This is a genomic window from Pseudomonas sp. MF6776 (genome assembly GCF_016613125.1).
Taxonomy (GTDB): Bacteria; Pseudomonadota; Gammaproteobacteria; order Pseudomonadales; family Pseudomonadaceae; genus Aquipseudomonas; species Aquipseudomonas iridis.
Map to the genome: position 1 here is coordinate 119,282 of NZ_JAENSQ010000007.1, position 12,446 is coordinate 131,727.

The following is a 12,446-nucleotide window of genomic DNA, read 5'->3' on the forward strand; positions in this document are numbered from 1 at the left end:
AACATAAATGTTAATGACAGATCGCATTCGCGAGCAGGCTCGCTCCCATAGGGAATGTGTCTTACTTCTCGACGAACGCACGCTCGATCAGGTAATCACCCGGCTCGCGCATGCGCGGCGAGACTTTCAGGCCGAAGCTGTTCAACACTTCGCTGGTCTCGTCGAGCATGCTCGGGCTGCCGCACAGCATGGCGCGGTCGTCCTGCGGGTTGATCGGCGGCAGGCCGATGTCGCTGAACAGCTTGCCGCTGCGCATCAGATCGGTCAGGCGACCTTCGTTCTCGAACGGTTCGCGGGTCACGGTCGGGTAGTAGATCAGCTTGTCGCGCAGCGCTTCGCCAAAGAACTCGTTCTGTGGCAGGTGCTCGGTGATGAATTCGCGGTAGGCGACTTCATTCACATAGCGAACACCGTGGCACAGGATCACTTTTTCGAAACGCTCGTAGGTTTCGGGATCCTGGATCACGCTCATGAACGGCGCCAGACCGGTGCCGGTGCTGAGCAGGTAAAGGTGTTTGCCAGGTTTCAGGTCATCCAGTACCAGCGTGCCCGTAGGCTTTTTGCTGATGATGATCTCGTCGCCTTCCTTCAGGTGCTGCAACTGCGAAGTCAGCGGGCCATCAGGCACCTTGATGCTGAAGAATTCCAGATGCTCTTCCCAGTTCGGGCTGGCGATCGAGTAAGCGCGCATAAGCGGGCGGCCATTTGGCTGTTGCAGGCCGATCATCACGAACTGCCCATTCTCGAAGCGCAGGCCCGGGTCTCGGGTGCACTTGAAGCTGAACAGGGTATCGTTCCAGTGATGAACACTGAGGACACGCTCGTGGTTCATGTTGCTCATGTACGTTTGACTCCTGGATATTGGGTCTGCGCGTCTCTTGAAGCCAATGATGGCAGGCCGACGGTGCGCAATTGCATCGCATTCTAATAGCGACGACAATATCTGTTAACTGGATTATTAAGATAAGGGTTATCGGTTATATCGATATGCGATTTACTCTCCGTCAACTGCAAGTCTTCGTCGCCGTCGCCCAGCAGGAAAGCGTGTCCCGTGCTGCGGGTCTGCTCAACCTCTCACAATCGGCGGCGAGCACCTCGATCACCGAACTGGAACGCCAGTCCAGCTGCCAGCTGTTCGACCGCGCCGGCAAACGGCTGAGCCTCAACGCTCTCGGCAAACAGCTGTTGCCGCAAGCGGTGGCCCTGCTTGATCAGGCCAAAGAGATCGAAGACCTGCTCAACGGCAAGTCCGGTTTCGGCTCACTGGCAGTCGGTGCGACGCTGACCATCGGCAATTACCTGGCGACCCTGCTAATCGGCAGCTTCATGCAACGCCATCCGGAAAGCCAGGTGAAGTTGCACGTGCAGAATACGGCTAACATCGTGCAACAGGTCGCTCACTATGAAATTGATCTGGGTCTAATCGAAGGCGATTGCAGCCACCCGGACATCGAAGTGCAAAGCTGGGTCGAGGATGAACTGGTGGTGTTCTGCGCGCCGCAGCATCCACTGGCCAAACGCGGTAGCGCGAACATGGAGGAGTTGACGCACGAGGCGTGGATTCTGCGCGAACAAGGCTCCGGCACGCGCCTGACGTTTGATCAGGCCATGCGTCACCATCGCAGCGCGCTGAATATCCGACTTGAGCTGGAACACACCGAAGCGATCAAACGCGCGGTGGAATCGGGGCTGGGGATTGGCTGCATTTCGCGGCTGGCATTGCGTGATGCATTCCGGCGCGGCAGCCTGGTGGCGGTGGAAACGCCAGATATGGATCTGGCGCGGCAGTTCTACTTCATCTGGCACAAACAGAAGTACCAGACCTCGGCCATGCGCGAATTTCTCGAGCTGTGCCGCGCTTTCACCGCGGGTGTTCAGCGCAGCGACGAGATCGTCTTGCCGACTATCGCTTAAAGCAGAATCACTGCCCACACCAGCGCGATCATGCTCAACGCCACGAATTGCGCGGCGCTGCCCATGTCCTTGGCGTTCTTGGACAGTGGGTGCAGCTCCAGCGAGATGCGGTCGATGGCCGCTTCCACTGCCGAGTTCAGCAGTTCGACGATCAGCGCCAGCAGACACACGGCGATCAACAGCGCCTGTTCAACACGGCTGACATTCAGGAAAAACGTCAGTGGCACCAGCACCACATTGAGCAGCACCAGTTGGCGGAATGCCGCTTCGCCGGTGAAGGCTGCGCGCAGACCATCCAGCGAGTAACCGGAAGCGTTGAGAATGCGTTTCAGGCCGGTCTGGCCCTTGAAAGGTGACATAAAGTAGAAACCAACCAAAAAGGAGTGGGAAAGCTAGATCAACCAAAGTCAAAAAAGCGTGAACGCGCCAGCCATTACTGGCTCGGAATTGACTCCAGTTGTTGCAGAAGCAATGCAGCCTGAGTTCGGGTACGCACATTCAGCTTGCGAAAGATCGCCGTGACATGAGCCTTGATGGTCGCTTCCGACACACTCAACTCATAGGCAATCTGCTTGTTCAACAGACCTTCGCAGACCATGGTCAATACGCGGAACTGCTGGGGGGTCAGGCTGGCCAGGCCATCGCTGGCGGCTTTGGCTTCGGCAGAAACGCTGACCGCTTCAAAAGCTTGCGGCGGCCAGAACACATCGCCATCGAGTACTTTGCGCACGGCTTCCTGAATCACGCTGAGGTCGCTGGACTTGGGAATAAAGCCACTGGCGCCGAACTCGCGGGATTTGACCATCACTGAGGCTTCTTCCTGCGCCGAGACCATCACCACCGGAATTTGCGGGTATTGGCCGCGCAACATCACCAACCCGGAAAACCCGAAAGCGCCGGGCATGTTCAGATCCAGCAGGACCAGATCCCAGTCAGCCTTTTCTGTCAGACGCGTTTCCAGTTCGGCGATGCTCGCCACTTCCACCAGCCGTACACCCGGGCCAAGGCCCAGCGTCACTGCTTGATGCAGGGCGCTACGAAACAGGGGGTGATCATCGGCAATCAGGATGTCGTATGTGGCCATTTTTCAAATGATCCTGTTTTTTGATGGCAGACCCGGTCTAGTCGGCTCTGGCCAAAGCAACTCAAGATGCCGCTTGTAGCGGCATCCACAGGGGCACGTTCAACGCCAATAACCAGCAAACACGGCGTTTCAAACCTTGGCAGCACCCTAATCGGCGCCAAGCATGCCCAGCGAAGACGGGGTGGTCAAGCAACACGGTCGCCGCGATGTGCAGTATGGGCCACTATTGGGCCAAGACCGCCTGCGGCTTTCGTATAAAGGGTTGCAGCTCGGCGTGGGCCGGCGTCGATTCATTCATATCCAATTGCTGTTTGGCGCCCAGATAATGCTGGCTGAACACATCGAAATAAGCGTCCAGCGCCGACGCTGCGTCGCTGTCACCTGCCAGTTCCAGACACAGCGCCGCGACTTCGGCGGTGCACAGGTGCTCACTGCGGGTCGAGCGGCGCAACCGGTAGCGCGACAGTTTGTCGGGCAGCAGACTGAGAATCGGCAAGCGCTCAAAATACGGGCTCTTGCGGAAGATCTTGCGCGCCTCCGTCCAGGTCGCGTCCAGCAGAATAAACAGCGGGCGCTTGCCGCTTTCGAGTTCGACGGTGTTGGTCACCCGCGACGGCTCGACATATTCCCCGGGAAACACCAGATACGGCTGCCACTGTGGGTCATTGAGCAGTGCCAGCATCTGCGGGTCGGGCTCGGTACGTGACCAGATGAATGCGTGGTTATCCCGTACCACATCAGCAATCAGCCAACCGGTGTTGCTCGGTTTGAACACTTCCTTGCCGGTCATGATCAGGCACACACCCGAGCGGGAGTCGACGCTTGGCCGCCAAGCGCACAGGCAATGACTGATGATTACCCGACAGTCACGGCAGCGCTCGGAGCGAAAGCCTCGGGCCTGAATCGGCTTGATGCCCTCGTCCTCGCGCTGATCACGCAAGCGGGCTACGGCGTTGGGGGCATGATGGATCACGGGCGGCGCCACACAGCAGGGAAACTCGACACGAACGACACTCGGCAGGGCAATAAAGACCGGAAGTTTACCAGAGCGACAAGGACAAACCTGTACCGTCCAGACCGGCTCCCCTATAATTCGCCGCCACTGAACGCACAGTCACGTGGCTGGTCGAAACACCAGTCACTGAACCAGGAGAGTTTCATGCTGCGCCTTATCGTTCCCACCGCTGCCATTCTGCTGGCGTCGTCCTTCACCGCTCAAGCTGCATCCTTGAGTGAGCAGAATCTGAACAGAGAGCTGCGCAACGTCGCCGCCCAAAGCAGCGTCGGCACGCCACGGGCAATCAACGAAGACATTCTTGATCAGGGCTATACCGTTGAAGGCACTCAGTTGATCAATCACCTGAGCGTACAAAAGAGCCACGCCGACAAAATGCGCGCAGACCCCAAAGCCGTGTATTTCCAGTTGGGTGCGTCGGTTTGCAACAACCCATCGTTCCGCAAGCTGATGGCCAAAGGCGCGATCATGCGTTACGAATTCACCGAAGTGAAAACCAACAAGGCTGTTGGCGCTGCCAGCTACCAGGATTCGGATTGCCCGAAAGCCGCTCCGGCGAAAAAGAAGTAATCATCGCGAATTGGCGCGCCGCTGTTCATCCTCGGCGCGCAATTCGGCCACCAAGGCCTGTAAATAACGAGAACGCCGCTCCCCGCCTGCCAACCTTCGGCAGCACTCCTCTTCGAGACTCACCTGATTGGTCTCGGCTGACGCCTTCAACATCCGATACAGCTGCGTATCGATTTCCAGAATCACTCTGGCCACGTATCACGCCTCCCTGCTACCCACAAATCCTTGAATAGCTTGCTCCTTGCGTACGGTCAGTAATACCAAGTTGTAGCAAGGTGCCTGTAGGTTAGTTAATCAGAGGGTTTGCCGTTCGGCGCACGTTCGGACGAACGGTGAAATCATCGACCGGACAATCAACAAGCGATTGCTATCCGCCGCGCTGCAGCGCAATGATCAACTCAGCGCAATCACGCGCAAGGGTCTAGATTCAGAGTATTCACGATCAGTTGTCAGCGGCAGGAAAAGGAACTGTCGATTGTGTGTTTTCGCAGCGCAACCCTGACGCCGCATGTCAGGGCGACCCGCTCTGTGCAGAAGGAGACGTTGAATGCCTTACCAACCGAATGACCTGCTCAGCCGTCATTTTCAGGAAAGCGGCCCCGACCTCATCAGCCAGGTCGAAGAACAACTCAACCGTGTTTCCACCAACAGTCCAAATATTCCCATCTACCGAGACATGATCCTGACTGTGCTGCGCATGGCCCAGGAAGACCACAACCGCTGGAACGCCAAGATCACGTTGCAAGCTCTGCGCGAGCTGGAGCAGACGTTTCGGGTTCTGGAACAATTCAAGGGCCGACGCAAGGTCACTGTGTTCGGCTCGGCGCGCACGCCGGTCGAGCATCCGCTGTATGCATTGGCCCGAGAACTCGGCGCGAAACTGGCGAGTTCGGACATGATGGTCATCACCGGTGCCGGTGGCGGCATCATGGCCGCCGCCCATGAAGGCGCAGGGCGTGATCACAGCCTCGGGTTCAACATCACCCTGCCTTTCGAACAACATGCCAACCCGACCGTGGACGGTACCGGCAACCTGCTTCCGTTTCACTTCTTCTTCACCCGCAAGCTGTTCTTCGTCAAGGAGGCCGACGCATTGGTACTGTGCCCGGGTGGCTTCGGCACGCTGGATGAAGCACTGGAAGTGCTGACACTGATCCAGACCGGCAAAAGCCCACTGGTTCCGGTGGTACTGCTGGACGCACCGGGCGGTACGTTCTGGCAAGGCGCGATGGATTTCATCCGCCAGCAACTGGAGGAAAACCACTACATCCTGCCGACCGACATGAAGCTGATGCGATTGGTCTACACCGTCGAGGAAGCGGTGGAACAGATCACCCAGTTTTATAGCAACTTCCACTCCAGTCGCTGGCTCCAGGGGCAATTCGTGATTCGCATGAATCACAAGCTCAGCGATCAGGCGTTGGAGCATATGCAGGAAGCCTTTGCTGATCTGTGTTTGAGCGGCCATTTCCATCAGCATGCCTACAGCGGCGAAGAACACGACGACGCCCAGTTCAGTCATCTGTCGCGCTTGGCTTTTGCCTTTACCGCCCGCAATCAAGGGCGCTTGAGGGAGTTGGTGGACTACATCAACTTGCCGGAAAACTGGGCCCATTCCCAACCGCAAACCGCCCAACGCAGCCGAGAATCTTCCAAGGTAATTTGAAGGCAAAAAAAAACGGCCCGCTATTTTCATAGCGGGCCGTTTCGTTTCAACCGTTCAATCGTCCATCCCTCTGCCGCTGAACAAGCGGTTGATCATCTCCATCGAGAAGCCCCGATACGCCAGGAAGCGGCCTTGTTTGGCCCGTTCCCTAGCATCAATCGGCAAATGCCCGGAGAATTTCCGCTGCCAGGTTTCCTGAAGTTGCTCCTGCCAGCTGATACCGCTTTCGCGCAGGGCGAGTTCGATATCGGCACGTTGCAAACCACGCTGGCTCAGCTCCTCGCGAATTCGCAGAGGGCCATAACCGGAACGGGCTCGGTAGGAAACAAAGCTTTCAAGATAACGGGCTTCGGAAAGCAACCCTTCTTCCGTCAAACGGTCGAGGGCTGTTTCGATCATTTCCGCCTCAGCGCCGCGCTGACGCAGTTTACGCGTCAGCTCGACTCGACCGTGCTCGCGACGTGCGAGCAGGTCCATGGCGGTTCGCCGCACCGCGACGAGGGTATCGAGTACAAGTGTCATTCAAAGACTTCAAACGTCGACATCGGCCTCAGCCATATCGTCGACTTTGTCCTTGGCCAGCGAAGCCTTGACGTCTGCCGCCGGGGCCAGCAGTTTGTCACGCAGTTGCTTCTCGAGCTTCTTGGCGATTTCCGGATTGTCTGCCAGGAACTTGGCCGAGTTGGCCTTGCCCTGACCGATCTTGGTGCCTTCATAGGCGTACCAGGCGCCGGACTTCTCGACGAAGCCGTGCAGCACGCCCAGGTCGATCATCTCGCCGTTGAGGTAGATGCCCTTGCCGTAAAGAATCTGGAACTCGGCCTGACGGAACGGCGAAGCCACCTTGTTTTTCACAACCTTGACGCGGGTTTCGCTGCCGACCACTTCGTCGCCTTCTTTCACCGCGCCAGTACGGCGGATGTCGAGACGAACCGAGGCGTAGAACTTCAGCGCGTTACCACCGGTGGTGGTTTCCGGGCTACCGAACATCACGCCGATCTTCATGCGGATCTGGTTAATGAAGATAACCAGGCAGTTGGCGTTCTTGATGTTACCGGTGATTTTACGCAGCGCCTGAGACATCAGACGGGCTTGCAGGCCCACGTGCATGTCACCCATTTCGCCTTCGATTTCAGCCTTCGGCACCAGTGCAGCCACGGAGTCGACGATGATCACGTCAACGGCGTTGGAGCGCACCAGCATGTCGGTGATTTCCAGAGCTTGTTCGCCGGTGTCAGGCTGGGAAACCAGCAGGTCATCAACGTTGACGCCCAGTTTGCCGGCGTACTCAGGGTCGAGGGCGTGTTCGGCGTCGACGAATGCGCAGGTCGCGCCAGCTTTTTGAGCCTGGGCGATCACGGACAGTGTCAGTGTGGTTTTACCGGAAGATTCAGGACCGTAGATTTCAACGATACGGCCTTTTGGCAGGCCGCCAATGCCGAGTGCAATGTCCAGACCCAGAGAGCCAGTGGAGATAGCCGGGATCGCCTGACGGTCCTGATCGCCCATACGCATTACGGCACCCTTGCCGAATTGACGTTCGATCTGACCCAGGGCCGCAGCCAAGGCTTTCTTCTTGTTGTCGTCCATTAAAGTCCTCACGTAATCAATAAGGCCTGACGGCCAACACCTGTATAAGTAGCCAGTATTATTCCACAGCGTTCGCGGATCGCCTACCCCTGATTTTCGATTTCTCGTGCCGCTAGTCGCATGAGCCCCTCTAGCGCGGCCTTCACCGTTTGTCGGCGGACTTCATCGCGATTGCCCGCGAAGTGCTGCACTTCACTGGTAACCACATCGCCAACGCCCCAGGCCAGCCACACGGTGCCCACCGGTTTGTTTGGCGTGCCACCGTCGGGCCCGGCCACACCGCTGACCGCCACGGCGAACCGCGCCAGGCTCTGTGCCTGCGCACCTCGCACCATCGCCTCGACCACCTCGCTACTGACTGCGCCCACCGAGTCGAACAACTCGGCCGGCACATTCAGTTGCTGGGTTTTCTGTCGGTTGGAGTACGTCACGTAACCGGCCTCGAACCACGCCGAGCTGCCTGGAATCCGCGTGATAGCTTCGGCAATCCCGCCGCCGGTGCAGGACTCGGCGGTGGTGACGTGGGCATTGAGCACTTGCAGACGTCGGCCAAGCTCGGCTGCCAGTTGAGTGATCTCTTTCACGTTGCTCTCCGGATCGTGTGGAATGCGTCCACCGTACACGAGCCGGTTGTGCTTTCAATACACAAGCTTATTCAAAATGTTCGGGCGCCAACGCTCTGACATAGGCCTGACAGGCCTGCAAGGCAATCAGTCCGCGATCGCCTTCGTCGGTGATGGCGACAATTCGTTGAGCATGCGCCGGGTCAAGTCGGGCGCGTACGGTTGCATGATCCACGCCGCCGGTGCCGGCGGCGGCTGGCACTGCACAGCCTGCGGTAACGTCGCCTGCGTCGAGGAGGACTGACAGGCGCACATCAGCAGTGGCAAGACGATCGCGCAGGCGATCCTGATCACGTTGGGCATCACTGAGTGCTCGATAGTGGGTTTGCTCACTGGCTGCGAGCCGCTGCTCGAGGGCCAGACGTTTATCCTGCTCGGCTTGTTGCGCGGTGGCTGCGGTCAGGGTCAGTTGATTGAGGACTTCTGCGTTTAACCGAGCCTGTTCGGCCAGTTGCCGTCCATAGCGCCAGTCCTGAACCTGCCAGCCCAGCGCCGCGGCCCCCAGGGCCAGCAACGCCACGCCGATCACTCGCCAGGTGATTGGCATAACACAGCCCTCGCTCGCGCCCAGATCTCGAGCCGTTCCTGCAAGCCGTTCAACCCGCCGTTGATACGACGGGTGATAGTGTTGAACTGGTCGCGGTCGGCGAGCTCGTTCAAGCCATTCTTTTCCCAGAACCACGCGGCGGACTCGGCGGCCCATTGCGGCTGCTCCAACAGTTCCGGCAAGGACAGCAGACGCTCATCGCCGAACAGCCCGACGCTGCATTGACGATAGTTGCTAAGGCCGGTGATCTGTATCAACCCGCGACCGCGGTACTTTTGTCCATCACCATCGGCCTGCGGCGTATTGCCCAGACGTAACGCCAGCGTGCCGGTGTCGTATTTGCTCAGGTACTGGTTGTTGCCCAACTCGCGCACGTACTGCAACTGGCCCGATTCGTGGCCGATTTGCGCAAGAAATGCAGCGACACGTTTAGGCGTATTGATGCGGTGGTTGGCCATGGCGCTATTGAGCGCAGAAACAAAAACGCCCGCTTGGCTGCGGGCGTTTGGCATGATGTTTAAAAGGTTGTTTTCAGTTATTTGCATGATGCGTAATCCTCCCTGGATGATCGGATTGAATCATGGTTGCCGACCAAACACTGCCAACCATTTGCTTTCCGGAATTTTCGGGGAAACAGTATTGAATTTGAGGCCTGCAGATTTAGAACGCAGCTTCCAACCAACTCGGCGCCACCGGTCGATGCTCGCTGAACGGGAAGAAAGAACCCTGCGGCCAGTCACGCAATTGACGGCGATAGGTTTGCAATTCGGCGTATTGCTCGGTGGTCAGCGTCGTGCCGCCACCGTCCTCGAGCTCATCGCGATCGCGTGCGACCAGACCGTCCGTGGCAGCCAATTGCGCAGTGCGCCACCGGCGCTCGATGTCGGCTGCTGCTTCTGCCGACGGAGGCGGTGGATCAACAAGAATGGGGTAGCCGTTATCCGCACGCACTCCAATCACTTTTGCAGTGACGGCCAGTTGCTGCAGCAGCGAAATCCAATAAGTCTGAGGAATTTCGATGACATCAGCGGGAATGTCGGTTGAGTTGATACCCGGTACATAAACGCCCCGGGTGCTGGCGCTGAACAAAACGTTATGCAGATTCATTCAATAGCCCTTCGCGAAATAGTTGATACCCCAGCCCGCGGCAACGTTACCGCCGAAATCACGCACCTTGAGCTTGCAGCCTTGTTGCTTTCCTGAGCCTGCGATCAAGATGACCATTGCCCCGTCGCCGCCCGCATGGGTGGCCACTACTGAAGAAAATGCAGTGGGGAAGGAAATTGGAAATGTGATATCGACTTCGCCCTTGGCATCCGTTGTGCCGACGCCCCATTGGTCAATGTTGCCGCTGGCAAACCTTTGATAGCCAACGTTGCCGTTAATGCCGGAATGGGCGGTGGCGTACCGATCGCTGACCGACCCTCCGTACAGCCGCCATTGGTTGGCCAGTTTGATCAGACACGCGGAATCACCGAGACCGAGTTTCAACGACCCGATCGTACCGTTACAGGTTTCTATTTGTTCGTTAGCGGCGGGATTGATGGTGAGCACACCGTTACCCGCGTTGATCACGTGAAGTGTGCTGGCATGGGTGATGCCATTAATGGTGGGCAGCGTTGCCGTGATCGGCGTTGTACTGGCAAAACTCGCCACGCCCCCCACGTTGGCCATGGTCAGGGCAGTGCTCGTCGGGTACGAAATGAATCCGGAAAACTGCAAACCCGCGCGGGCCACGAACTCGGTAGTAGCGACTGTTTTGCCTTTGTCGAACTGCGGCGCAGTCACGAACAGATTGCTGCTACGCAGCGCACTGAGCAGCTGATTATTGGAGGCCTCCGTAGGGGTCAGGCCCGCGCTCTGGATGACCGTCAACAACTCTTGCGTAACACCATTGCCCCAACTGGCTGGAATCAACGACCCCGGCTTGCCCGTCAACAAATCCTCATCAACGAACTTGCCGTCTATCAACCCGGCGCTGGGAACACTCTTTGGATAATCCATGACTCATCTCCTTATCTGAAAATACATGCGAGCGGAGCGTCAGCCTGCATCGGCCATCAACCAATGCGGCGCTGTCGGTCGAGAGACCGCTGCCGGGAAAGTTCTGGATTCGGGCCAATCGCGCAGCGCTTGTCGGTATTCGAGTAGCTCCAGATATTGCTGGGCCTTGAGCGTCGTGCCCCGGCCAAGTTCCTGCTCATCGCGATGACGCGCCACCCGCCACTCGGTCGCCGCAAGGGACGCATCCCGCCACGTGCGATCAGGTGTCCTTGGGTCTTGCTCTGCAACAACGCCTGCTGGAGTAACCACTGCTGTTTGCAGAACCTCCTGTGTCTTGATTTGCTGCGGCACCTCGCTCAGCGGCGCACCGATTTCGATCTCCATGCCTTCCGGCACCAACACCATCGACTCGACAAAAGCCGGGGCGAACAGTTGGGTAATCAGGTAGTCACCGGTATCGATCAGTTCGACCGCGACACCGTTTTCAACTCGTGCATAACGGGCCATTATTCGTACTCCCAGATTTCACAGAAGGCGTTGCCGCCAGCGCCGCTGAGCACTGAAGCGGAAGCGTTGGTTGAGCAAGAGCCGCTTCCCCCTGAGCCACGGCCACCAGAACCGCCAGTTCCGTTTACGCCGATACGTGGGGCACCGCCGTCGAACGGACTAGAGCCGCCAGCCCCGGCAAGTACCCCCCAATTGGCGTTGTACATCCCGTACTCACCACCGATGCCACGCGCATTGGAAAGTGTGCCACCGGTAACGGCCTGCCCTCCTGCACCTCCCTGAATGAACCCCACTGCCGTTGCAGTTACCGCCAACGTCAGGATTTGCCCTCCCGCACCGCCCGCAGCACTCATATATGTGCCGAAGGAAGCGCCTCCTCCTGGCTGGCCCGCCGCGTTACTTGCTGCACCACCGGCCCCCAGCGAAACAGGGACACCTGCCAGCATTTGTGGAGTTACCTCATACAGGCTCTCCACGTACGCACCGGAACCTCCGCCGCCGCCGATCATTTGATGACTCGCAGCTACTGGCACACAACCGCCGCCAGATCCACCCGCCCCAACCAATCGCACGCGAATACGTTTGGCTTTCGGATTTGGCTTGTAAACAGTGATACCAACCGTCTCGATCTGCCTGATTGCCAACAGTCGCCCGCCGGCATCGGTGATGCCGTAGCCACTCAGCGTGGTCGGGGTGTTTTTCAGTTTGCGGAAGTCGACCAGCGCGCCAATGGCGATGGCCAACTGGTCGGTTTTAGCCTCATCGGGCGTCAGCCCGGCAGCCTTGATGGCGTTAAGAATTTCTTGTGTAACGTTGTTGCCCCAGGCGGCGGGGATCAACGATCCCGGTGTTCCGGCCACGGGGTTTTCATCGACGAAACCGCCGTTGACCAAGCCCACACCGGGGATGGTTTTTGGGTAGTCCAT

The 12,446-nt window shown here is 58.1% G+C and carries 17 protein-coding genes; 3 read left to right on the forward strand and 14 right to left on the reverse strand.

The features are described from left to right. Positions 1–61 precede the first annotated feature (61 nt). Positions 62–841, reverse strand: coding sequence for a ferredoxin-NADP reductase (gene fpr, locus JJD74_RS10640; protein ID WP_003443014.1), 780 nt, complete (start codon positions 839–841; stop codon positions 62–64). A 146-nt stretch (positions 842–987) separates the two neighbouring features. On the opposite strand from fpr, the gene JJD74_RS10645 reads away from it, so the two are divergent. Then, entirely contained in the window at positions 988–1,914 is a 927-nt protein-coding gene (locus tag JJD74_RS10645; RefSeq protein ID WP_200613574.1) for a LysR family transcriptional regulator, read from the forward strand. On the opposite strand, the gene JJD74_RS10650 is transcribed toward JJD74_RS10645, so the two are convergent. From JJD74_RS10650 to JJD74_RS10660, 3 genes are all read right to left on the reverse strand, one after another. Then, the gene (locus JJD74_RS10650) at positions 1,911–2,273 is read right to left on the reverse strand and encodes a diacylglycerol kinase (protein WP_042557932.1); all 363 of its coding nucleotides are present in this window, start codon (positions 2,271–2,273) and stop codon (positions 1,911–1,913) included. The two genes, JJD74_RS10645 and JJD74_RS10650, sit on opposite strands and share 4 nt — an antisense overlap. 74 nt (positions 2,274–2,347) lie before the next feature. Continuing rightward, positions 2,348–2,998, reverse strand: coding sequence for a response regulator transcription factor ErdR (erdR, locus tag JJD74_RS10655; RefSeq protein WP_200613577.1), 651 nt, complete (start codon positions 2,996–2,998; stop codon positions 2,348–2,350). 223 nt (positions 2,999–3,221) lie between these two features. Then, the gene (locus JJD74_RS10660) at positions 3,222–3,968 is read right to left on the reverse strand and encodes a tRNA-uridine aminocarboxypropyltransferase (protein WP_200613810.1); all 747 of its coding nucleotides are present in this window, start codon (positions 3,966–3,968) and stop codon (positions 3,222–3,224) included. A gap of 189 nt (positions 3,969–4,157) precedes the next feature. On the opposite strand from JJD74_RS10660, the gene JJD74_RS10665 reads away from it, so the two are divergent. Further along, positions 4,158–4,583: a PA3611 family quorum-sensing-regulated virulence factor gene (locus JJD74_RS10665; protein WP_042557929.1), complete on the forward strand. Its 426-nt coding sequence runs from the start codon at positions 4,158–4,160 to the stop codon at positions 4,581–4,583. Here the strand turns inward: JJD74_RS10665 and JJD74_RS10670 are convergent, their stop codons facing one another. Next, the gene (locus tag JJD74_RS10670) at positions 4,584–4,778 is read right to left on the reverse strand and encodes a hypothetical protein (protein ID WP_003222272.1); all 195 of its coding nucleotides are present in this window, start codon (positions 4,776–4,778) and stop codon (positions 4,584–4,586) included. A gap of 352 nt (positions 4,779–5,130) precedes the next feature. Here JJD74_RS10670 and JJD74_RS10675 point away from each other — a divergent pair, with 352 nt between their 5' ends. Beyond that, positions 5,131–6,249: a TIGR00730 family Rossman fold protein gene (locus tag JJD74_RS10675; RefSeq protein ID WP_200613582.1), complete on the forward strand. Its 1,119-nt coding sequence runs from the start codon at positions 5,131–5,133 to the stop codon at positions 6,247–6,249. 54 nt (positions 6,250–6,303) lie between these two features. Here JJD74_RS10675 and recX read toward each other — a convergent pair whose 3' ends face one another. The 9 genes from recX to JJD74_RS10720 all read right to left on the reverse strand — a co-directional run bounded on the left by recX (position 6,304) and on the right by JJD74_RS10720 (position 12,446). Next, on the reverse strand, positions 6,304–6,771 hold the full coding sequence (recX, locus tag JJD74_RS10680; RefSeq protein ID WP_115146419.1) for a recombination regulator RecX: 468 nt from the start codon (positions 6,769–6,771) through the stop codon (positions 6,304–6,306). 9 nt (positions 6,772–6,780) lie between these two features. Continuing rightward, entirely contained in the window at positions 6,781–7,839 is a 1,059-nt protein-coding gene (recA, locus tag JJD74_RS10685; RefSeq protein WP_042557927.1) for a recombinase RecA, read from the reverse strand. 83 nt (positions 7,840–7,922) lie between these two features. Then, entirely contained in the window at positions 7,923–8,423 is a 501-nt protein-coding gene (locus JJD74_RS10690) for a CinA family protein (protein ID WP_115146418.1), read from the reverse strand. A 67-nt stretch (positions 8,424–8,490) separates the two neighbouring features. Beyond that, positions 8,491–9,009, reverse strand: a complete 519-nt coding sequence (locus tag JJD74_RS10695) for a lysis system i-spanin subunit Rz (RefSeq protein ID WP_200613584.1) — start codon at positions 9,007–9,009, stop codon at positions 8,491–8,493. Then, on the reverse strand, positions 8,988–9,554 hold the full coding sequence (locus tag JJD74_RS10700) for a glycoside hydrolase family 19 protein (protein WP_042557924.1): 567 nt from the start codon (positions 9,552–9,554) through the stop codon (positions 8,988–8,990). Before JJD74_RS10700 ends, JJD74_RS10695 begins: the two co-directional genes overlap by 22 nt. Before the next feature lie 115 nt (positions 9,555–9,669). Beyond that, the gene (locus tag JJD74_RS10705) at positions 9,670–10,116 is read right to left on the reverse strand and encodes a phage tail assembly chaperone (RefSeq protein WP_100847370.1); all 447 of its coding nucleotides are present in this window, start codon (positions 10,114–10,116) and stop codon (positions 9,670–9,672) included. Continuing rightward, positions 10,117–11,013, reverse strand: coding sequence for a gp53-like domain-containing protein (locus tag JJD74_RS10710; RefSeq protein WP_200613587.1), 897 nt, complete (start codon positions 11,011–11,013; stop codon positions 10,117–10,119). A 39-nt stretch (positions 11,014–11,052) separates the two neighbouring features. Next, the gene (locus JJD74_RS10715; RefSeq protein WP_200613604.1) at positions 11,053–11,520 is read right to left on the reverse strand and encodes a phage tail assembly chaperone; all 468 of its coding nucleotides are present in this window, start codon (positions 11,518–11,520) and stop codon (positions 11,053–11,055) included. Beyond that, the gene (locus JJD74_RS10720; RefSeq protein WP_200613608.1) at positions 11,520–12,446 is read right to left on the reverse strand and encodes a glycine-rich domain-containing protein; all 927 of its coding nucleotides are present in this window, start codon (positions 12,444–12,446) and stop codon (positions 11,520–11,522) included. The genes JJD74_RS10715 and JJD74_RS10720 overlap by 1 nt, the downstream gene beginning before the upstream one ends.